Genomic DNA, 22,756 nt, shown 5'->3' on the forward strand with positions numbered 1-22,756 from the left:
GATTATTAAAAGCTATTGGTCATATTGTTAACGAACCTGCGCTAATCCGGCTAATAAACCAGTGATTTTCTGCAATTGAGCCGCAATATTGATCGGATCATAGTGCAGCCACTCACGATAATCGAGATAGATCACCGAATGCTTAGCCGCAATTTCGAACTGTCTCCAGTGTTCGTTCATGCGCAGATAATCACTTTGCTCGCTCAAATCAGGAAACAGGATGACAAAATTCACTTCTCCTGCATATTCCGTCATCTGCTGTATCGAAATCTCCATACTATGAAAATTCGGATCTTGAGCAATACGCTGCTGGATATGAGGATGAGGGGAAAACCCAAGAAATTCATAGAAGATGCAGCCGGTATCTCTAATGCCATACAGATAACAGCGTTTATTTTCGATTTTGAACACACTAATCCTCGTGCCAGGTGCTATCCTTGTGTATACTTGCAGCCGGACATCCTCCGCCTGCCGGTCTAATACTTCTATACAACGGACCGCTTCGGCTTCTCTAAGAAACAACCGACCAATGGTTCTCATATGCTCCCGCCAGTTCATCGATATCCAAGGGATATAAACAACCGGTGCGACCCATCTAAGCCTTTCACGGACATTCTCCATATCGTAAGTGAGAATGACTTGCGGTTTACTCTTAATGAGCAATTGTATTTGACTTTCAATAGACATTAGAGAGGGAAGCTCTACAATAGTTTCGTGTAGGGTTGGCTGGATTACATCGTTATAATTGCTGAAGCTTGCAGCACATGGAAGGATGCCAAGTGCTATCAAATGATAGGTATACGGATACTCCAGTGAAGCCACACGTTCAGGAATGAAACGGCTCCTATAAACCGTAGGGCTCATGCCCTGAAGCTTTCGAAATCGTTTGCTCATATACCACGGATCGCGAAAGCCGGAATGACGTGATACCTCAGCCAGATCCCCCTTGTTCTCTCTTCCTTGCAGCAGCAGCTCGGCTGCACGATGGACACGAAGCCGCTCCAGATAGTCGAAAGGACTTATTCCGGTCAATCTCTTGCAGAGAACAGAGAAATAAGTACTGGTAATCCCTGCTATTGCGGCTAATTGTTCTCTCGTCAACATTTCTGTAAAATGAGCTTCCATGTAATGCATAGTTGACAATACTGCCTGATCTGTTGTTCGTTGTTGACTATGCTCTTCATGATCATAGTTCAGCCACCAAAGCATCATCTGTTGTATGAGCATATGCGTAGTCAAACTGCGTTGCGGGGATTCAGCATTCATATTTATGACCGAAAACAACCGTTCTGACAATGTCACTAACTCATTAGCATATGGCGCGTCCTTGCATTTGGCCCCATGAGATTCCTCCTTAGCCAGGTTGTCCTCATCTGAAAACCCGGGAAGTGGAACAGCCATGAACTCAATAAAAAAAAAGTTGCTCTCTTCATCGTATCTTTCCGCTTGCAGCACAAGGTTTCCTGACTGCCCTAACAAAGCACCGCCGGATGACATGACATAGCGCTGATGATCGGTAATAACAGCTCCTGTTCCTGCAATTGTGATCAGCATCCATCCAAATCGAGTGCTGAGCCGTTGCTCCAACTGAATGGGACTGCAAGAAAATCGGGAAATTGACTTAAATGCATATAACCTATTGTTATTTCTGTCCATAGACCTTACTCCTCTTGAGCCCTTTTGTCTTTCAGACCTTCATCCTCACCATCGTCGTTACTTCCATCTCTACCCTGTTTTTCTTTCAAATAACATGCCTCAACCTCTATTGATCATCCGGTATCAATTATACATCCGAATTCAGCCATTTTCATGGCTTTTGAGATACTCCCTATTCCACTTCTGCTGAGGATTTCCCTTTCTACAAGGACTATATATTACGCCGGAATTTATAATAAATTATTCTTATATTTATAGTGCATTTTATAACCGACACATGATAAAATTAGTAAATTTGAATCTATTAAATTTTTGAATACATTATTATAGGAGGAATTTATGGGGAATTTTTTTACCAAAAGCAAGATTATTTCCATCGTAGTAATAACCACACTTCTTTGTACATCTTTTTTTAGTAGTATGGGATCTAAGGTTTTTGCAGCATCAGGTATGCTTACATTTTCCGGTGTTAACGAAACGAATTCGGGCGAGGTATTACATGATGGTGTAGGATTTAACAATGGGGATTTGGCAGCTACCGATATCAGTGGCATTCAATTGGATATTTTTAATGTGAATAAAGGTTCTCTAGGAACACAGACTGGGAGTTTCACATACAGGCAAGATATCAATCCTTTGGTCGCTGGCGATCAAAGTGTAGTTGCACCCATTGATGCAACTTCAGGTGCCTATAACCAAAGTAAGGCCCCAGATATAATTATTATAAAAAGTAATGATGGAAGCGCCTTTCATTTCAAATCCATTTTTGTAGTAGATTCTGATGGTCAACCGCAGATTAAATTTGAAGGATTTCTGGATGGGGTCTCAACGGGAGCAGTTATCCTTGATATTAATCAAAATGACTTCATAGAAACCTTTACCCCATCGAATGGACTCACAGCTTCGATATTTCAAAATGTGGATGAAGTGAGAATATCCAACCAATATCAAGGAGATATGGCATGGGGAAACATGATTGGATTTAACCATATAGAAATTGGTGATCCAGTTACGGAGACGGGTTCAGGAGTGATCACTTTTAGTAATAACGGCAATAATGGTGGATCGATAATTACAGATGGACAAGGTGGTTCGACTGATCTTGCTGGTGTACATGTACTTATCTCCCCCATAGATATTGACGGTAATACTCCAGCAGGGTTCTTTATGAACTATCATGATGAGCAAGACTGGGATGTTCCTCCAATAGTTACACCAGATGACCTCAACAACGGTACAATATATGGAATATCAATAAAAAGTTCGCCTGTTGTTAAGTTTTCTATGTCCTCATTAAATTTCTATGATTGGGGGAACTGGGATGGGGGGACCTATTCTATTCAAGCCTACACAGATGGACTTGCTGTAGGTTCACCTGTCAGTTTCATTGGGAATATGGACCTTAATTATGTGAATATAGATCTAAGCTTAAATACAAGCTTTTATAATATCGATGAGGTTCGTATTTATAGAGCAGGAGACAATTGGTTTGGTATTAATAATATAGCGATTGGCTCTCCAAAGGGGGCCTCAACCTATACGCTGAGCTATGCCGCTGGAAGCAACGGCACGCTCACGGGTAACGCCGCCCAGACCGTTAACAGCGGGGACAGCGGCACCGCCGTAACCGCCGTTGCGGATGCAGGCTATCACTTCGTGAAATGGAGTGATGATGTCACTACCGCAACGCGTACGGATGCCAATGTTCTGGCGAACGTGGACGTGACGGCAAGCTTTGCCGTCAACACCTACAAGCTAAACTACGCCGCCGGAAACAACGGCTCACTCACGGGCAACGCCGCCCAGACGGTTAACAGCGGGGCCAACGGTACCGCCGTAACCGCTGTTGCGGATGCTGGCTACCACTTCGTGAAATGGAGTGATGATGTCACTACCGCAACGCGCACGGATGCCAATGTTCTGGCGAACGTGGATGTGACCGCAAGTTTTGCAGTCAACACCTACAAGCTAAACTACACCGCCGGAAACAACGGGACGCTCACGGGCAGCGTTGCGCAGACGGTGAACAGCGGGGCCAACGGCACCGCTGTGACCGCTGTACCGGATGCTGGCTACCACTTCGTGAAATGGAGCGATGATGTCTTAACCGCTACTCGCACGGATATTAACGTTCTGGCGGACGTGGATGTGACGGCAAGCTTTGCCGTTAACACCTACAAGCTAAACTACGCCGCCGGAAGCAACGGCACGCTCACTGGCATCGCCGCGCAGACGGTGAACAGCGGAGCTAGTGGTACCGCCGTAACCGCTGTTGCGGATGCTGGCTACCACTTCGTGAAATGGAGCGATGATGTCACTACCGCAACGCGTACGGATGCCAATGTTCTAGCGAACGTGGACGTGACAGCAAGCTTTGCCGTCAACACCTACAAGCTTAGCTATGCCGCTGGAAACAACGGCTCACTCACGGGTAACGCCGCGCAGACGGTTAACAGCGGGGCCAGCGGCACCGCCGTGACCGCTGTGGCAGATGCAGGTTATCACTTCGTGAAATGGAGCGATGATGTCTCCACCGCAACACGTACGGATGCCAATGTTCTAGCGAACGTGGATGTGACGGCAAGCTTTGCCGTCAACACGTACAAGCTAAACTACGCCGCCGGAAGCAACGGCACACTCACCGGCATCGCCACTCAGACGGTGAACAACGGGGCCAACGGCACCGCTGTGACCGCTGTACCGGATGCTGGCTACCACTTCGTGAAATGGAGTGATGATGTCTCCACCGCAACACGTACGGATGCCAATGTTCTAGCGAACGTGGATGTGACGGCAAGCTTTGCCGTCAACACGTACAAGCTAAACTACGCGGCCGGAAGCAACGGCACACTCACCGGCAGCGCCACTCAGACGGTGAACAGCGGGGCCAGCGGCACCGCCGTAACCGCCGTTGCGGATGCAGGCTATCACTTCGTGAAATGGAGTGATGATGTCCTAACCGCTACTCGCACGGATATTAACGTTCTGGCGAACGTGGATGTGACAGCAAGCTTTGCCGTTAACACCTACAAGCTAAACTACGCCGCCGGAAACAACGGCTCACTCACGGGCAACGCCGCGCAGACGGTTAACAGCGGGGCCAACGGCACCGCAGTGACCGCAGTAGCCGATGCAGGTTATCACTTCGTGAAATGGAGCGATGATGATACCACCGCTACGCGTATGGATGCCAATGTTCTAGCGAACGTGGACGTGACGGCAAGCTTTGCCGCCAACACTTATACGATTAGTTTTAATAGCAATGGTGGTTTACCAGTGGATAGTCAAAACGTGACCTATAGCGCGTTTGCCACTGAACCGAAGGCTCCCATAAAGGCGGGATACACTTTTGCAGGGTGGTATGTAGACAGTAATCTGACAACGAAATTTAATTTTACGACTACTGCTATTACATCAGATGTGACCCTATTCGCAAAATGGCTAATAAACCCTCCAGAGGCACCAGTAATTCAATCAGCTACCTCGGGTAATTCAAGTGTTGTTGTTCAGTGGACAAATGTTCCAAACGCAACTGAATATCTGATTTATCAAAGTACAGCGGCTGGCTCATATGGTAATCCACTAACTACAGTGAGTGGTACCCTTAATAATTATGAGATATTGAATTTAAAGAACGGTACGCCATATTATTTCGTAGTAAAAGCTACTAATGACGGTGGGGACAGCATTCTTTCCAATGAATTAAGCGCAACTCCGATGACACTTGCCACTCCACCAACAAATATCATTGCAACAGCCGGGAACACTCAAGCCATTATTTCCTTTACAGGTTCTGCAGATGACGGAGGCAGCACTGTTACTGCTTATGAGGTTTCAGAAGCATCTGGCAAGATCATGGCTACTGGAACAACTAGCCCCATTACGATAACGGGTCTATCCAATGGTACGGCCTATTCGTTTACAGTGAAAGCGATCAATAACGTTGGTAGCAGTATCTCCTCAGCTATCTCCAATACAGTAACACCGACTTCACCGTCGAGTGGCGGAGGGAGCATTCAACCTGTACCATCTAGCATTCCGACAGTGATACCGGAGACAACTGGTACAGCAACCACAGCCGTTGAAGTTCTTGTGAATGGCAAGGTGGAGAACGCTGGAACGGCAACAACAACGCAAGTAAACAGCCAATCTGTAACAACTATAGCCGTTGACCAGGAAAAGCTGGATGACAGGTTAGCGCTGGAGGGGCAGGGTGCTGTGATTACTATTCCAGTTCATAGCAATTCCGATGTGATTATCGGCGAGCTTAATGGTCAAATGATCAAAAACTTGGAGCAAAATCAGGCCGTTCTAGAACTAAAGACAGAACGTGCAACCTATACTTTACCTTCCCTGCTGATTAATATTGATTCCATATCCAAGCAGCTTGGGGAGTCGATAGCGCTCCAGGATATTGAGATACAGATCCTAATTTCCAAACCGACATCGGGGATGCTCAAGATCGTTGAGAACTCCGCGGTCGCCTCAGGATATTCGATTGTTATTCCGCCAATTGACTTCTCTGTTCAAGCCATTTACGGAAATACAACAATTGAATTGTCCAAGTTCAAAGCCTACGTTGAACGCACTATTGAAATACCGGAGGGGATAGATCCAGACAGAATCACAACCGGAATTGTTGTGGAATCCGACGGAACTGTTCGTCATGTGCCAACGAAGATTGTAGTCATTGACAGGAAATATTTTGCAAAAGTGAGCAGTTTGACCAATAGCAGTTATACCATTGTATGGCATCCGCTGGAATTCAAGGATGTTGCACAGCACTGGGCAAAGGATGCCGTCAACGACATGGGTTCCCGGATGGTCATCAACGGCATAGGCGACGAACAATTTAATCCGGATCAGGATATTACACGGGCTGAGTTTGCAGCGATTATGGTTCGTGGATTGGGATTGAAGCTGGAGAATAACCTGACTACATTTACGGATGTGAAGGTAGAAGAGTGGTACAGCAGTGCTATTCAGACCCTATATTCGTACAATCTGATTAATGGGTTTGAAGAGGGTACCTTCCGTCCAATGGATAAGATTACTAGAGAGCAAGCGATGGTCATCATCGCCAAAGCGATGACAATTACCGATCTGAAGGCCAAGCTTGCGGCCTTAGATACAGTCGATATTCTTCATCCGTACACTGATGCAGCAAATGTATCCAGTTGGGCATCCGGCAGCATTGCCGATGTATTAGAGGCTGGCATCGTATCAGGAAGAAGCAATGCCGAGCTTGCACCGAAGGCTTATATTACACGAGCTGAAGTTGCAGCAATTGTGCAAAGACTGCTGCAAAAGTCTGGCCTAATTTAATATCGTATGAAGTGATAAGGGTTATCTCGTTAATGCTCATATGGAGTATTATCGTGATAACCCTTATTGCTGTAGCTGGGGGGCACGTAGGTACTGTTATTAACACTATGACTGGTGGACAGTACCGGCAGCAGAGCTTGCTCATCCACACCGGGATCGGTTTGAAGAACCCTTGATCGACTACCCTGGCCGCCATCGGCATCACGCCCAACGCATGCATGAACTTGGGGATTCAAGGTAGTTATTAGGGAATTTTCACCATTAGTTACTGCTTAGGATTCAGCCAGGATTTAGATAGAGTGTTGCCCTGGAACCTTCGGAGTAATTAGATGCGAAACTGCAACTAATCTCCGCCGAAACACCCATTATCAGGATAATAAGTGCATATCTGCAACTAAATTCGAGTAAAGCAAGCTTATTACGCTCAGAATCCTAAATTAGGTGCATTTTCGCACTTATTTCCTCCAACACACAAAAAAACGGCTAAATAGATGCAGTTTCGCAACTAATTCTGTGGACTGGACCTATGAGACTATATAAGATGAACTTAAGAATGAAACGGTGGAGTTGTCAGAATGACTGGTGCATAGGGCTACCCGGACAACTCGAATATACTTCGTCAGTGTTTCCAGCATACCGGTTCAATTCTTGAACCTTGCCACGCTCCTTTTTTCCGTGTTTGAAACATCGCCAAAATAGACTCATTATACACTATCAATGTTCAGCAAACACCACATCTATGAAGTCTGAAACCTATTTCACATCAATTGACAAAAACTCTGAATTTAGATATATTTAGATTTGTAAAATTAGATCTTGTGAAATTTAATTTTGTTAACTAATAAATAAGGTGAAACGAAGGATCTTACATATGTGAGACTTTCTTATTTTTTTGAAAAAGGGGAGATTGAAATGATGATTTTGAGTACGATACTCGTAGCGTTGGTTGCGCTTGAGCATGTATATATTTTAGTTTTGGAAATGTTTATGTGGACTACCCCGAGAGCACAGAAGGCGTTCGGGACCAGCAAGCAATTTGCGCAGGATACGAAATCGCTCGCTGCCAACCAAGGGTTGTATAATGGCTTCCTGGCCGCTGGTTTATTGTGGGGCTTGCTCCATCCGAACGACACGACCGGGTTTCAGCTTCAGTTGTTTTTTCTAATCTGTGTCGGTGTTGCAGCGATTTATGGCGGCCTCACATCCAAGAAATCGATTTTATTGGTTCAGGGCTTCCCAGCCTTTGTAGCTATTCTGGCCGTTCTCTTGGCGAATCTGTAGGTCTACTTCTATCCACACGCCCAACTTGCAAGCTGGTCTATGATTCCATAGTGAGCCATCCTTTGTGGATGGCTCTTTTTGTCCATCACGATAAATTTCTTTTCATCCATTTAGAGCAAAACCCTATTTTCCAATATGTTTTTTAGACTGATATGAGACTTTGAAGGTCCGAACTTTATAAGGCAATCTTGAAATTCGGCAAGTTCCTCAATAGATGCGGTTTGTACCTTAATGAGATAATTGTATTCTCCACTTATGCGAAATAAATCAGTTACTTCCATAGCATTTTTACAAAAATCAGTGATTTCCTGGCAATGTTCTGTTTTTAAAAGAATGAATGTGGTCGTGCCTCGATTCAGATCCCGCAAATTAAAAACTGTGTTATACCCAGAAATGATGTTTTTTTCTTCCAACTTGATAATTCTTTCTTTAACGGATGGTTGCGACATTGAAACCTCTTTGCTGATTTGAGAAATGGACATTCGTGCGTTGTACTGAAGTAATGCCATGATCTTTTTATCAATATCATCCATAATATGTTCTATATCAAGAACCCCCTGACCCCATTCAATAATGTAAACCTATTCAACTAAAATACCTTATATTCATTAACCATATTACTATAAAACGCTTATCTTTCGTATGTATTCCATGTTCTAATGGAACTATAATAAATATATACGATATAAGGGAGCGATTATAGATGAGCGTAAAAGGCCTATCACATGTAGCAATCCAAGCCAGAGACTATAATGCAACTATTACATTCTATATTGAAGTTCTAGGGTTCAAGTTAGGTCATCATTGGAGTTTGCCACTCTTTCAAATTAAAGAAGCTTCTATGCTGATTTCACCTGACCAAAGAACCTGCATTGAGATCTTTGATAACGATGCAGTTATTCCCGCTCAAGGAAAGAAAGCATTATCTGAAGAAGATATAGCTCATGGAGCGTTATTACATCTCGCCTTCTATGTGGATAATGTAGATGAAATATTTCAGAAAGCCCTTGCTCATGGAGCAAAGACTTTTATAGCACCCGATTACCTTTCTCTTGGCGAACCGCCTCTTCTAATAAAGAACGCGGTCATTCACAGCCCCAATGGAGAAATTATCGAATTTATTGAAGATGTTGATTTTGATATGTCTACCAGAACCCCTGCAAATTAAAGTTAGAAACCGCAGCGGAACCATCAGGCGATTGTTCGGATATGCTTTAATTGCATCATTTCTCCCCATTTCGGAGAAGCCCATAGTAAGTCAAATCCTTATAAGTTTCTCCCTTTCGAATATGATTGCGCAAGATCCCTTCATATTTCATTCCGAGTTTCTCCATTACTTTATACGAAGCAGGGTTTCGCGTCATAGCTGCGGCAAATACCCGATTTAACTCTAGCTCGTCAAATGCAAACTGCACGACCCGTGCAGCCGCTTCTGTGCAATAGCCGCTTCTCCAATAGGGTTTACCCATCCAATAAGCCAGCTCTGCCATATTATGAGTCTTATTTACATGTAGCCTATAACTCCAGGGAAATCCCTGCCTTCTGTAAGAGTTACAGCGAACGAGTGGCTATCACCTCTCGCTGCAGCGTCATGAAGCTCAAGCCGCCGCAACGTCAAACGTTCTGTAACCATTACCTTTGTCATTTGAATACCTCCAGTTTATTTATGGATTAGAATGCAAAAAAAAGCCCTATCCCTTAAGGGACGGAGCTGCTCCGCGTTTACCACCTTGATTGACGTATGGAGGGTCTACCCGATTGAAAGCCGTAGATTCCTAGATAGAAACCAGCCATTAACAAAAACGAAATAGGCATTATAGCCTGTCCTAATTCTTCTGTTTTACTTACCATGAATCCTGCACACAAATATATAGTTGCATAACTGGTGTTCTGCTGAATTATTATTTTGATTTATCGGGTTTGATTCAATTTGAACAGGTGCGGTTATTTCTGAGAACCGTTCTTTAGATAAACCACTATTTATTATTAACTTGACTCTTGCAAAAAATCTAATCCGACCTTGAAACGGACAGACTGGTTGTGTTAGCGTTCAAAAGAGCGTTATGAGATCATCTTCAGATCTCGTAATATGTCGAATAACGGCTTCTGCTGCATCGCTTGTTCAAAGACATAGAGCACCAGTTGTCCCTTATGCTCATGACGGAGCGGAGATCCGCGTTATCGATGTAGGTTGCTGCGAAGCCAGACAGGGAAGTCCGAATCCCTGCAGTATTTTTTATGATTTCGACAAAGCTTCTCATGAAACATTAATTTCTGACATATTCATCCATGGTTTTCTATGACAACATTTTTGCAAGAGTCAAGTAAGGAACTTAATATAAGGGAAATACTACCATGGTCAAAAGAACTTTCGAAAAAATGAAAGAATGCAAAATCCCCCACAGCAATAGTAATTATGCTACAACTGTAGGGATTTTTCTATACGTGGTAGAGTTGACGCTTACTAATTGTTCCTTTGCTATAGCCATAAAATCAAACTTTTCGCATACCCAAAATTGGTTAAAGCGCAAATCTACAATTACAATCTTGTATAGTAATACCGCCGTCTACACTACCGCTTCGTCTTGCTTTGTGCCACTGTTTGCGTCACGATAAAGCCGAACTTATTTCTTCTTAAATTCTGCTTTTGACAAAATCCTTTTGTCGCCAACGAAAGCAACAATAACATTTAAGATTATGAGCACACACAACATAACTCCGATGTTTATTCCTACAAGATATAGTACCCCGGCGGCAACCATGCACAGTAAATAACATACCGTAGGAACGAGCTTTTGCTTAAGAAGTGCAATGCGTTCCACACTTTCATCAGTCGGGTTCTTGTGGGCTTGCTTTAATATAACCCGTGCTTGTGCCAATAGATATGCGTAGTATACAACAACTATAGATATTAATGTAACTAAGACTATTCTAACGTAAGTTTCTACCATGATATTGTTTAATAGTGAATATTGTTGGATGCATTTAGTGCGTTCCAACAAGCAAGTTCACAAACATTGTATTGAGTGCCAATTGCCGTCATCGCAATAGCTGCTGCGCCAGTTGCTCCCGTTGCGGCAACGACAGCTGCAATCGCAGCAGGTGTAAGCGTACCTCCTGATGCAAAACCAGCTCCAACAGAAGAGATCAATGAAACCCCGTAAAGCGAGACTGGCGTCCATTCGGTATATTGTGACGTTTCGTCGCTCGTCACAGAAGTGCGGAGTCCTGCTACTTCGGATACGGATAAATCAAAGTCAACAGCTGGAACATCTGATGCGAAAGCCGTTGTACCCATACCTATAACCATAGTTGCCGATAATGCTAATGCTAATAATTTTTTAAACATAAAGTTGTCCTCACCTTCATTTTTTGATTTTCTTTTTCTAGATTAGAAATGACGCAGTTTTTTCGCAGTTGCTGGTAACTTCGGCTGGTATACAAACATCATACAAGTTGCATTTTACATTCTATGTTGTAACCATCAGTGTCAAACTTGCCAAAGCAATACCAATCATGCCCTCCTTTCTGCCTCAGTACAGCATTTTCAAAATATTAATTGAGGTGTCAGAATTCCATTTCAGTATAAGAGATTTCCCTATAATTCTATTATTTTCATTTATTTACCTATAATAGTCTTGTATATACATTTCGTCAATGCAAATTACTTTTTTTATTTAGAAATATATCAGACTGTTGAAAAAGTCCGAATCGGGGAGTTTCCTCTCTAAAAAACACTTATAAATCAAGGGTTTATTTATTCGCTTTTCTCAAAAAAACGAAGGATTCAAAGTCTTTCTTGGTGCTTCCTACAATGGGGCCCAAACGTATTATGAGTCCAAACCGGTTCCCAGCCTGGCCAAAGGCCAAACGGTAGATTTGAAACTGACGTACGATCGTTCGACCAACCGGGCAACCCTTTACGTAAATGGGTCTCCACTGTCCTGGACGAATAATGTGGATGTCGGTGATACCTCTAAGATGCTGGGCACCTACAACAAAGTCAAAATGATTCATGGCGTGCAGGATCAGGGCGGCAGCTCATACAGCCAAGCCAGCTTCTCCCAAACCCAGCTGCGTATGGACACAGCAGGAGCGGTTTACAATACGTGGACGGATAATCTTTCTTCCACAAGCCGCGTAGTGGTAGGTAATGGGTCCGATCCAGCCAGTGCCAACCAATTCACCATCTACAACTTCGCTCCACTAATCACCAAGCTTGACCCAGCCTAACAGGAGCCAGCCACATCTAAACCAAAGAAGAAACTTCTACAATAGAAGTTTCTTCTTTGGTTTTAGTAACTTTTTAAATTCTCGTGCGTCTGAAATATAGGGAGTGAATGACTAAAATGGAACAAGGAGGATATGATAACGTGAACAAGCATTTGAAAACGGGCGTCATCGGATGGCTCACCGCTTCCCTGCTGATCGCGGGAAGCGCACTGACTACAGGAACAGCTTCGGCGGCTCCTTCAGCTATTGAAGTTAGGATGAATAACCTTTTCGTGGACACGGATGTGGCCCCGTATATTACCAATGGAACAACCATGGTTCCCTTGCAGGTGGCCCAAAAAATACCCGGCATCTCGGTACAATGGAATAACTCGTCCAAAACCGTCACCATTACCCGGGACGGCGAAACCATCACCTTAGTCGCTGGTCAAAAAACGGCGAAGGTAGGAAATAAAGCAGTGAAATTGGAGACGGCCTCGACCCTAAAGCAAGGGCGTGTCATGGTTCCCCTGCGCTTTATCGCAGAATCCACCCAGGCGTATGTCCTGTGGAATCCCAAGCAACGGATCGTATTCGTCGCCAAGCCCAGCGAAGAGGTAAAGGAACAATTTGCATCGTCCAGTCTGGCCAAAGCCCGAACCGCAGCGCTGAAATTTCCAGTGGTTAGCTCGTTGGAATCCTTTGAGGTTATAAACGAGACTCAAGGTCAACAATACTACTTTCCTGAAGGAAGAGCGGACCAGTTTTTCTTGTCTGGAGGGAACGGCATTACGTATTACGAAATTGTGGGAAACCACAGCGAAGCAAAATGGACGGCCACCACCAATTCAGTTAAAGCCTCAAGCGGCTTGTTCTTCCTTCCGCAAAAAATTACCAACCAGGACGGAGAACTTCCCAAAATAACAAAGCGCGTGGTCTTTTACAACTTTATGGGACCCATCGGGGAAGCTACTTACGGGTTTATCGAACCTAACGGAGAAGTCACCACCCTGGGGCAACAGGACATGAAGTTACATCAGTTTTTTGACATTCCGGAAGAAGTAAAATCATAAAGCTTTCCTATCACGTTTTGCAAGAAATGGTTTTTTAACAAATTCCACACACAAAGCGGGCAGCGCACCCACCACGACGTTACCCGCTGCTTCATAATGTGTCTTCGAGTTGAATGTAGGCTAAAAGCTCAGTCACAATATGGGAAACCACATCCGCTTGTGCTCATCTGACCAAGCGGCTACGGCCCTTAACGGTACCCTTGCCAGGGGAACTGCTTAAGGGCTTTTTACTGTATCTGGAAGATGTCCGGCAATTCTTCTTGACAATCGGCGGAACTTTTGGAGAATAAGGTTGGAAACGCCACCATATGAAAGAGGGAATCCTAAGTGTATGGGAAAATCAAAGAATTGAATACGCTGCGCAATCAAATATTCATTGGGTTCCTGCTGGTCATGCTGATTATTATTGCTGTTTCCGGGGCGTTCGTGTACAACAGGGTATCCTATTTGCTGAAAAACAATGCAGAGCGGCACATCCAGCAGACTGCGGTGCAAGCGAATGGGAGGCTCGATGCGCTGATCGGCCAGATCGACAGCCTGATGGAGCAGGTGGCGAATCATCCGACAGTACAGCAGCTGCTGACGGAAGAGCTGAACGGCAAATCCGTGTCTTTCAATCAGCGGCAGTCTCTGCTGCAGATTATCTCCAGCTATCAGGCCTATATGCCGAGTGTGGGTTCCCTGGAGCTGTATACGGCGGATTACCGGCTACTGTTCCCGATCAAAGACGGCAGCCTTGGGACAAGGATCAGTGCTCCTTATATCACCGAAGCCAATATCCAAAAAGGCAGGCTGGTCTGGATCGGCGTCGATCCGAGCGATGATCAGAGCCTTCTGGCCATCCGTCAGGTCAGTCTGATGGACCACTGGTTCTCACGAGGCGGCTATTTGATGGCGCGCATCCAGCGCAGCTACTTTCAGCTCGATGATCCGCTGTCCGGGAGCGACGGAGGCGAGTCTGTGCTGCTGGTGAATGACGAAGGCCAGCTGCTCGGCAGCAGTGAGGAGCCGCAGGCGGAGCTGCTGCCGCTGCTTGCCAGCAAGGATCAGACGGTCAGCTTCCAGGGCAGAGAATATGTGCAGGTGAAGCTGCGCTCGGACAAGACAAACTGGACGCTGCTGGTGCTCACTCCGTTAAGCTATGTTACAAAGGGTCTCTCTGTTCTGAGAACGGTACTGCTGGTCTCGGGGGGGATCGGAACCCTGCTCTTTTTAATTATGTCTTTTGTGCTGTCCACGATGATCACAAGGCCGATTATCCATCTGATCCGGGCAATGCGCAAATCCCGGCTAGGAGTACTCACACCCAATCAGGAGTCGGTATCTACAATGGAGCTAAGGGAGCTGAATTATACGTATAACGGCATGATTGCCAATATGAATGATCTGATCCGGGTGGTATATGAAAAAGAAATGCTGCAGAGCCGAACCGAGCTTAAAGCGCTGCAGGCACAGATTAATCCCCATTTCCTGTTCAATACGCTGGAGGCGTTCAACTGGTCGCTTGAGGAGAAAGGCGAAGAAGAGCTGGCCGGGCTTGTGATTGTGATGTCGAGACTCTTCCGGTACATTATCGGAAATTCGAACTCCGATGAGTGGGTTACCCTCGGAGAAGAAATGGAGCAGGTCAAACATTATCTGAAAATTATGGAGATGCGGATGGGGGATCGCCTGTCCTGGATTATTAAGCTCGAACCGGAGGGGGCTGCCGTACCGGTGCCTAAGCTGCTCGTTCAGCCGATTGTCGAGAATGCCATTCTCCATGGGGTGGAGAGCCAGGTAGGCAGCGGAACGGTCAGTGTCACCGTCGCCCCATCCACACGTGAAGGCTGGACCCAAATAACCGTACAGGACAACGGCCCTGGGATGGAGGCTGACACGCTTCGGTCACTGTACAGTGCGCTTGCAGGCGGTCCGTCCATCTCTGCCAAGGGTACGGGAATAGGGCTTGTAAATGTACAGCGGCGGCTCAAGCTGTACTATGAAGCGCAAGGAACGAAGATGGAAGGGCTGAGCATTGAGAGCAAATTGTCCGAGGGCACGATCGTCACTTTTGAAATTCCGAACAATGGAGGACATACCTATGAGCCTGGGCAATAGGACGATTCTGGTCGTGGATGATGAACCGAGAACACGGCAGGGCATCAGGCAGACGCTGGAGGTGTGGGCGGCTGGCCGATATATCGTAGAAACGGCCGATAATGGGATTGATGCGCGTGATCGGCTGCTGCAGGGGCGGGTGCATCTGCTGATTACCGATGTTCGTATGCCTGAGGTCAGCGGACTGGATCTGATCCGCTCCCTAAAGGGCGAGGTCCGGAAGCCGGTCATTATTGTCATTTCCGGTTATGCTGAATTCGAATATGTGCAGCAGGCCCTTAGGCTGGGGGCGGTCAATTATCTGCTTAAGCCGCTGGACAAGGGGGAGCTGGTGCAGGTAGTCGAGGCTGCTCTGAAGCAGGAGGAAGAACAGCAGCGCCACGAGAAGCTGGAGAAGCTGGTCGATCACAAGCTGATGGAAATCGACCCGGATACGGCGGGCATGGGTGAACCGGTCAAAGAAGCCCTGGCCTATGTGGAGCAGCATCTGCATGAGCAGCTGACCCTGGCCGAGGTGGCCGGAATGATTCACTTGAATGCCAGCTACTTCAGCGTGCTCTTCAAGGAGCAGACCGGAGTATCATTCAGCGAATATTTGTCCCGCCTGAGAATTCAACGGGCCAAGGAGCTGCTGCTGCAGACGCGCCTGCCGATTGGAGAGATCGGTGAGCGGGTAGGCTACCGCACGGATAAATATTTTATCAAGGTGTTCAAGTCCCTGGAAGCCCTGAGTCCGAGCCGCTATCGCCAGCAGATGAAGGATGAGCGCAGCGAAATCCAATAAAAGTGGAATTATAGCCAATGAGCGTGATCTTATAGTCCTCCGGGTGCGATGCTAGAATGTATATGAGAGCGGTTACATTAACCGCATAACGAAAAATATGGAGGTTATACGAATGCCAAGGAATAAGATAACCAAAAGCCTGGTATTGACATCAATGTTGGCGCTCGTTCTGTCGGGCTGTGGCGGGGGGAACGGAAATAATACAGCTGCGAACAACACCGCAGCCCCGGCGGATACCGCGGCATCCACTGAGGCACCGGCGCCTAAAGTCACCCTCAAGATGATGCATCTATGGCCGGCGGGAAGCTCAGCCCAGCAGAATAAACTGGTTGGACAGATCATTGGCGATTACCAAAAGGAGCATCCGAACGTCACGATCAAACAGGAGGTATTGGAGAATGAGCAGTACAAGAACAAGCTGAAGGTGCTGTCGGCCTCCAATGAGCTGCCGGATGTCGGTATTACATGGGCGGCGGGTTTCATGGAGCCTTACGTGATGGGTGGATTGTTCGCTCCGCTGGATGATATTCTGGGCGGTGAACAGCTTAAGGATAAATTCGTTCCCGGTACTACGGAAGCTTATGCGGTGGACGGCAAGACCTACGCCCTGCCCATCGAGCTGAACATCTCGCCCATTTACTACAACAAGGACATTTTTGCTAAATACAATCTGCAGGTTCCGACGACCTATGATGAATTCAAGCAAGTTGTGAAGACACTCTCGGATAACGGTGTAGCCCCTATCGCCTTGGGCAACAAAGACCGCTGGACCGGCTCCCTGTGGTACATGTATCTGGCTGACCGGATCGCGGGAAGCGATACCTTGAAGAAAGCGACGAATGGTACAGGCTCATTCGATGATCTCGGGCTGATCCAGGCTGCGGCTGAAGTGCAGACACTGGTGGACATGAATGCCTTCAACAAGGGGTTCAACGGATTGTCCAATGATGAAGGCAAGTCGGAGTTCATGAATGAAAAGGCGGCCATGTACCTGATGGGAACCTGGGAGCTGCCTAACTTCACCACTAACCCGGATATCCCGCAGGAATTCAAGGACAAGGTTGGATTCTTCAAGTTCCCTACTGTAGAAGGGGGCAAAGGGAATATCAACAGCTGGGTGGGCGGTCCCGGTGTCGGACTGTTCGTAGCCGAATCCTCCGAAGTGAAGGAAGAAGCCAAAGCGTTTGTTGAATACTTCGTAGCCAAGTGGGGACAGGACTCCGTGACCACAGCGGGAGTCATTCCGGCTACCAAAGTAGATACTTCGAATTCCGAGCTTCCTCAGCTGTATGTCGATCTGCTTAACGAGCTTAATAATGCCAGCAGCATTACCTTGTTTGCGGATGTGCAGATGAAGCCGAACGCCGCTCAGGTCCACCTGGATATGATTCAGGCGCTGTTCGGCACAGCGGTGACGCCGGAGCAGTTCGCTGCCAAGCATAAAGAAGCGGTAGACAAAGGAAACTGAGTCGTTCGGGCGATTGGCGGAAGGCGGAAGTCTCCGGCGGTATCAGGAGCCTTCCCTTCCTGCGATTAATGCTCCATATGCGTGAACCCGCAACACAAGGAAAGGAGGATATACATCATGGAGAAAGTGATGTCCAACAAGCTGGTAATTGCACTCTACGTGCTGCCTTCCCTGCTGCTTATCATGGGCATTATATATATTCCGATTGTACTGACCGGCTATTACGGCCTCAATCAGTGGGACGGGATCAGCAAGATGGTCTTCATTGGGCTGGATAACTACAAGGAGCTGGTTCAGGATTCTGCGTTCTGGCACAGTGCGCTGCACTCCTTGCTGCTCGCTTTGTTCTCGGGAGTCAGCCTGATCGGCTACCTGGGGATCGCGATGGTGCTGTCGGGAAAGATCAAAGGCGCGAATCTGCTGCGCAAAATCTATTTGGTTCCGATGCTGCTGTCATCGGTAGCCATCGCCCAGCTGTGGCTGAAAATCTATCATCCGACGAACGGGGTGCTGAACAGTCTGCTGGTGTCTCTGGGAGTTGATAACCCGCCCTCATGGCTGGCCGAGCCTTCCATAGTTTTGATAGCACTGTTTATCCCTATCATCTGGCAGTACGCCGGATTCTATATTCTGATTTATTATGCGGCCTTGAAGAACATTCCCGAATCGCTGATGGAAGCGGCGCGGATTGACGGAGCCAGCCCTTGGCAGATCGCCACCCGGATCAAGCTTCCGCTGATCAGCGAGGTGATTAAGGTTACGGTGGTACTGTCGGTGGTGGGGTCGCTGAAATATTTCGACCTCATCTATGTAATGACTGACGGCGGACCCAACGGAGCCAGTGAGGTGATGGCATCCTATATGTATCATAAGGCGTTCCGCAGCTTTGACTTCGGATACGGCAGTGCCATCGGGTTCTTCCTGCTGCTGATCTGCCTGGTAGCGACCTTCCTGATCCGCAAGGCTACCGCGTCCAAAGAGACGATTCAATACTCTTGATCCATTCCGCCAGAAAGGAGGAATAACTAATGAGAACTGAAGCTGCTCACAGCTATCCGCCCTTGCGGCAGCGGAGCGGAGTCCTTCTGCTGCGCAGATCCGGTTACAGCCTGCTCTATATTGCGCTTATTGCCGTGGCTGTAATCCAGGTGCTGCCGCTGGTCTGGCTGTTCATTTTCTCGCTGAAGAACAATCAGGAAGTCTTTAATATGGCACCTTTTGCGATTCCGGCCCACCCCCACTGGAGCAACTATGAGAATGTGTGGTCCAATGGCAACATAGGGCAGTATTTCATCAACAGTGTGTGGATTACAGCGGTGTCGCTGGCGCTTACCGTAATGCTTGCCAGCTTTGTTACCTTTGCGGTGACTCGCATGAGATGGAAGAGCAGCTCACTCGTACTTGGCCTGTTCATGGTGGGGCTGATGATCCCCGTCCATTCTACGCTGATCCCATTGTTCAGTATGTTCAACAAGCTTCATTTGACGGACAATCCGGTCTCCATCATCCTGTCTTATGTGGCGTTCAACCTGCCGACCACCATCATGATCCTGCTTGGATTCTATTATTCACTCCCGAAGGAAGTGGAGGAAGCGGCCATTATAGACGGCTGCTCTGTAAATACGATGTTCTTCCGGATTGTGCTGCCCATGACCTCGTCGGTGCTGGCAACCACGGCTATTATCAATATGATCTATAACTGGAATGAGTTTATCTTCGTCAACACTTTCATCAGCTCGGATCATTTCAAGACGCTTACGGTCGGGGTGCAGAATTTCATCGGGCAGTATACTACGGATTGGGGCGCCATCGGGGCGACCCTAATGATCAGCATTCTGCCGATTCTGCTGGTGTTCCTGATTATGAGTGAGCGGATTGTCGAGGGCATTGCAGCAGGGTCTGTAAAAGGGTAACGAGTCAGTCCAGACTGCACGCCCGTTCATAAAGTGCCTTTCATTTCCTGAAAGACGGGCGACTGGAGATTGACAATGACCGCAGCGAACGGGCAATTAAGCCTTTCGTCATTGGACGAAAGAACTGGTTGTTTGCGAACACGCCACGCGGAGCCAGAGCCAGTGCAGTGATTTACAGCGTGATGAAAACCGCAAAAGAGAACGGTTGACAAAATACTTAAATGGATTAAAATGGATCATGTAATGGAATATTTTAACTTAATGTGGATTATTAAGAGGCAGGTATGAATATAACAAGTATGAATATAACATGATGATTCCTGGCTGAATTCACCTATATTTCTCGAAAGAGGGGTTAAGAATGTTCTTGTTGAATCATGTGAAAAAAAGAACATTATGGATATTTGGATTTCTGATATTTTTTGCCTCTTTTGAAAATGTTCTTTTCAGCTTGTTTATGAAGATGACATTGGATGTTGCGGAAAATGGGAAACTGGAGCAAATACCCATTATCATTGTTTCTCTACTTGCTAGTTTCACTACTGTCTCAGCATTCGGCTATCTAGCCGGAAAAAGTAAAAACCATGTGATCTGCGAGTTTAATTCGAGCGTTAAGAACAAAATGTACAAAGGTATACTAGAGACCTACTCCGAACATATTAATCCTTCATCTTTGTTATCTAAATTTACGGGTGATTCAAAGATGATTGAACAAAAGTTTGTTCAACCGATCCTGTTGATTTTTCAAAGCATCTGTATCTTCATCCTTTCATTAACATTATCTGTAACCTATGATTTGACCATGACCCTCATTTTCATCCTATGCTCGCTGGCACCCGCGCTGATCTCTGTTCTATTTAAGAAAAAGCTGATTGAATCATCCGCCCGTTGGTCTTCTGCAAATGAAAACTATGTAAAATATTTAAAAGAAATATTGATGGGGAGAAAGACAATCCGCATCTATAATTTGGAGAAAACAATTTCTCAACATCACGATGAAATGAATGCTCAGACTGAAACAGCGCAAAAAAAAATGAACAACGTTTCCGCCCTGGTATCATCTCTTGTAAGCGCTATAGGAATGATCTCCTTTTTTATCCCGATAATTATAGGCACAATCCAAGTAATTCGGGGGAATCTATCCATTGGCACACTGCTTGGTTTGTTGCAGATATCAAATACGATTCTAAGCCCGCTAATGTCGGTGATAGAACAGATGAATAACATTAGCCAGGCTAAACCATTAATAGAAAATATAAAAAAGTTAAACTTGAATATTGTCAACCATGATGGTAGAGACACAGAGGAATTCACTCCACTTTCTAAGTATGAGATTAGAATAAGTAGCTTTTCTGCCAATCGCAATGGTCTACCTCTGTTTACCCCCGTTGATATCATTATCGAGGAGGGGGAAAAAGTGTTAATCGCAGGAGAATCCGGGGTTGGGAAATCAACCGTCTTGAATATCATTCAGGGTTTGCATAACGATTACACGGGAAGCGTGCGGTTTGCTGATCTTGAAGTGAGGGATCTATCTTATGAAACTATTAGCCAAAGCATTGGGTTAATACAACAAGAACCCTTTATATTTGATGATACGATTGAGAATAACATAAGATTGTGGGAAGAATTCACGCAGGATGAGCTGGATAGAATCATCAACGAGGTGAGTTTGAATTCTATTATTCATAGTAACGGTAAAGATTTCAGCGTAGGCGAAGATGGGAAGAACATTTCGGGAGGGCAAAAGCAAAGAATTGAGATAGCTCGAATGCTGATCCGAAATAAACGAATTTTATTGCTGGATGAAATTACATCCGCTTTGGACCAAAAAACTGCCGAAAACATCCGGCAATTGCTGTTTTCTCTTCCTCTCACTGTAATTGAAGTGGCTCATAACTACAACAGTGAAAGGTACGACAAGATTATTTGTTTGGCGCGGGAATCAGAGCAAATGGTAAGTATGGAGGCATGACCTACTATTCAAACCCAATCGATATAGAACGTGAACTTATATAGATCATTTGTTTAACTATACAATCAGGCGGCTGCTTGTTGAGCACATAAGCAAAAATGAGATCATACTGGCTGTCTGTTAATTCGGTATCTGCACTCCTAATACACGTTCAAATACGGATGCATACATGAATATATTTTAATTTTGGAAATGTAACGTGATTAGGGATTTCAATGTCTTATGGGCTCTCCATTCTAATTTCGCCATTTCCCCGGGTGGTTCCCATTGTATTAGATAGCCCCCATCTGCCTCTTGTTGCGACTCCATTACTTTCAAATGCTCATTAATAGTTGTCTGCGAGAATATATCTCTGCAATAGGAATTTGATAATGGTGAAAAATCTAAGGGTGTAAGACCATTATCCTGGGGACGTGCCTCTAAACAAAAGAAATTTGCCTGGATGAGTTCACTAGACAGTTTGCCAAACAACTCCTTAACGTAATCTGTCTGGGGTAAACTCTCTAACAGACAAAATGCGGTCAAAATAGTATGTGAATCATTATAAATCCGAGAGGAAATGCGTTCGGCTCTTGGAAAATAACTGGATGAAGGAAATATCTTTGGAATCCCTCTGCTTAAGTCTGCATAGAGTGCAACATAATCACATGCTTGATTCGCCAGCTCCGCGTCTTTTATATTGCAATCATATAAGGTTCTTAAAGCGAACTCAGTATAGAGTGGTTGACTCTCCGGTGTACGTAAGTCCGGTTCTATTGCATTGCCGAATCCGCCGTCATCGTTCTGATACGCTTTAATTGCACGTAGCATATTATTCTTTGTTCCATCATGAAATACAAATTCAAATATTCTTCTTTCAAGTAATCTGCCATTTCTCCAAATGAACCTTTCTGCTTTCTCAAAATCCATAATTTCTCCCTCCCCAAATCACTGTTTTGGACAATCATCATTTCAGAGAAGCCACGTAAC

17 protein-coding genes and 2 pseudogenes are annotated in these 22,756 nt (G+C 45.8%); 12 read left to right on the forward strand and 7 right to left on the reverse strand.

Features of this window, described 5'->3' with window-relative positions; translation table 11 throughout:
* Positions 1 to 27: 27 nt before the first annotated feature.
* Positions 28 to 1,656, reverse strand: coding sequence for a helix-turn-helix domain-containing protein (locus B9T62_RS31130; protein WP_087918812.1), 1,629 nt, complete (start codon positions 1,654 to 1,656; stop codon positions 28 to 30).
* Positions 1,657 to 2,613: 957 nt separating this feature from the next.
* Between B9T62_RS31130 and B9T62_RS31135 the strand changes: the two genes are divergently transcribed.
* Both B9T62_RS31135 and B9T62_RS31140 read left to right on the forward strand, forming a co-directional pair.
* Positions 2,614 to 6,981: an InlB B-repeat-containing protein gene (locus B9T62_RS31135; protein ID WP_169834459.1), complete on the forward strand. Its 4,368-nt coding sequence runs from the start codon at positions 2,614 to 2,616 to the stop codon at positions 6,979 to 6,981.
* A gap of 912 nt (positions 6,982 to 7,893) precedes the next feature.
* On the forward strand, positions 7,894 to 8,262 hold the full coding sequence (locus B9T62_RS31140) for a DUF1304 domain-containing protein (RefSeq protein WP_087918814.1): 369 nt from the start codon (positions 7,894 to 7,896) through the stop codon (positions 8,260 to 8,262).
* Between the two features lie 110 nt (positions 8,263 to 8,372).
* Here B9T62_RS31140 and B9T62_RS31145 read toward each other — a convergent pair whose 3' ends face one another.
* Positions 8,373 to 8,795 (reverse strand): Lrp/AsnC family transcriptional regulator, encoded by a 423-nt coding sequence (locus tag B9T62_RS31145; protein WP_245864171.1) that lies wholly within the window; start codon positions 8,793 to 8,795, stop codon positions 8,373 to 8,375.
* A gap of 170 nt (positions 8,796 to 8,965) precedes the next feature.
* On the opposite strand from B9T62_RS31145, the gene B9T62_RS31150 reads away from it, so the two are divergent.
* Positions 8,966 to 9,430 carry a VOC family protein gene (locus tag B9T62_RS31150; RefSeq protein WP_087918816.1) on the forward strand — a complete coding sequence of 155 codons (465 nt, stop codon included), beginning with the start codon at positions 8,966 to 8,968 and terminating at the stop codon, positions 9,428 to 9,430.
* A gap of 55 nt (positions 9,431 to 9,485) precedes the next feature.
* Here the strand turns inward: B9T62_RS31150 and B9T62_RS41015 are convergent, their stop codons facing one another.
* The 4 genes and pseudogenes from B9T62_RS41015 to B9T62_RS41925 all read right to left on the reverse strand — a co-directional run.
* Positions 9,486 to 9,752 carry a GNAT family N-acetyltransferase gene (locus tag B9T62_RS41015; protein WP_245864172.1) on the reverse strand — a complete coding sequence of 89 codons (267 nt, stop codon included), beginning with the start codon at positions 9,750 to 9,752 and terminating at the stop codon, positions 9,486 to 9,488.
* 14 nt (positions 9,753 to 9,766) lie between these two features.
* Complete coding sequence (locus B9T62_RS41020; protein ID WP_245864175.1) at positions 9,767 to 9,907, reverse strand: hypothetical protein; 141 nt, start codon at positions 9,905 to 9,907, stop codon at positions 9,767 to 9,769.
* A gap of 1,314 nt (positions 9,908 to 11,221) precedes the next feature.
* Positions 11,222 to 11,611 (reverse strand): hypothetical protein, encoded by a 390-nt coding sequence (locus tag B9T62_RS31160; RefSeq protein WP_087918817.1) that lies wholly within the window; start codon positions 11,609 to 11,611, stop codon positions 11,222 to 11,224.
* A gap of 42 nt (positions 11,612 to 11,653) precedes the next feature.
* Positions 11,654 to 11,725: pseudogene (locus tag B9T62_RS41925) on the reverse strand (AgrD family cyclic lactone autoinducer peptide); the annotation flags it as partial.
* Positions 11,726 to 12,141: 416 nt separating this feature from the next.
* On the opposite strand from B9T62_RS41925, the gene B9T62_RS31165 reads away from it, so the two are divergent.
* The 9 genes and pseudogenes from B9T62_RS31165 to B9T62_RS31205 all read left to right on the forward strand — a co-directional run bounded on the left by B9T62_RS31165 (position 12,142) and on the right by B9T62_RS31205 (position 21,787).
* A complete protein-coding gene (locus tag B9T62_RS31165; RefSeq protein ID WP_157794079.1) occupies positions 12,142 to 12,495 on the forward strand; it encodes a hypothetical protein in 354 nt (117 codons plus the stop codon).
* Positions 12,496 to 12,635: 140 nt separating this feature from the next.
* Complete coding sequence (locus B9T62_RS31170; RefSeq protein WP_157794080.1) at positions 12,636 to 13,547, forward strand: copper amine oxidase N-terminal domain-containing protein; 912 nt, start codon at positions 12,636 to 12,638, stop codon at positions 13,545 to 13,547.
* A gap of 393 nt (positions 13,548 to 13,940) precedes the next feature.
* A complete protein-coding gene (locus B9T62_RS31175) occupies positions 13,941 to 15,647 on the forward strand; it encodes a cache domain-containing sensor histidine kinase (protein ID WP_245864698.1) in 1,707 nt (568 codons plus the stop codon).
* The gene (locus B9T62_RS31180; RefSeq protein ID WP_087918821.1) at positions 15,631 to 16,431 is read left to right on the forward strand and encodes a response regulator; all 801 of its coding nucleotides are present in this window, start codon (positions 15,631 to 15,633) and stop codon (positions 16,429 to 16,431) included. Before B9T62_RS31175 ends, B9T62_RS31180 begins: the two co-directional genes overlap by 17 nt.
* Before the next feature lie 112 nt (positions 16,432 to 16,543).
* Positions 16,544 to 17,899, forward strand: a complete 1,356-nt coding sequence (locus B9T62_RS31185) for an extracellular solute-binding protein (RefSeq protein ID WP_087918822.1) — start codon at positions 16,544 to 16,546, stop codon at positions 17,897 to 17,899.
* A 117-nt stretch (positions 17,900 to 18,016) separates the two neighbouring features.
* On the forward strand, positions 18,017 to 18,898 hold the full coding sequence (locus tag B9T62_RS31190) for a carbohydrate ABC transporter permease (protein ID WP_087918823.1): 882 nt from the start codon (positions 18,017 to 18,019) through the stop codon (positions 18,896 to 18,898).
* A 29-nt stretch (positions 18,899 to 18,927) separates the two neighbouring features.
* Positions 18,928 to 19,812: a carbohydrate ABC transporter permease gene (locus B9T62_RS31195; RefSeq protein ID WP_087918824.1), complete on the forward strand. Its 885-nt coding sequence runs from the start codon at positions 18,928 to 18,930 to the stop codon at positions 19,810 to 19,812.
* Positions 19,813 to 19,856: 44 nt separating this feature from the next.
* Positions 19,857 to 20,018, forward strand: a pseudogene (locus B9T62_RS31200) (IS66 family transposase); the annotation flags it as partial.
* A gap of 155 nt (positions 20,019 to 20,173) precedes the next feature.
* Positions 20,174 to 21,787 (forward strand): ABC transporter ATP-binding protein, encoded by a 1,614-nt coding sequence (locus tag B9T62_RS31205; protein WP_087918825.1) that lies wholly within the window; start codon positions 20,174 to 20,176, stop codon positions 21,785 to 21,787.
* A gap of 180 nt (positions 21,788 to 21,967) precedes the next feature.
* On the opposite strand, the gene B9T62_RS31210 is transcribed toward B9T62_RS31205, so the two are convergent.
* The gene (locus B9T62_RS31210) at positions 21,968 to 22,696 is read right to left on the reverse strand and encodes a hypothetical protein (protein WP_087918826.1); all 729 of its coding nucleotides are present in this window, start codon (positions 22,694 to 22,696) and stop codon (positions 21,968 to 21,970) included.
* Positions 22,697 to 22,756: the final 60 nt, after the last annotated feature.

Source organism: Paenibacillus donghaensis, from assembly GCF_002192415.1.
Lineage (GTDB): Bacteria > Bacillota > Bacilli > Paenibacillales > Paenibacillaceae > Paenibacillus_AQ > Paenibacillus_AQ donghaensis.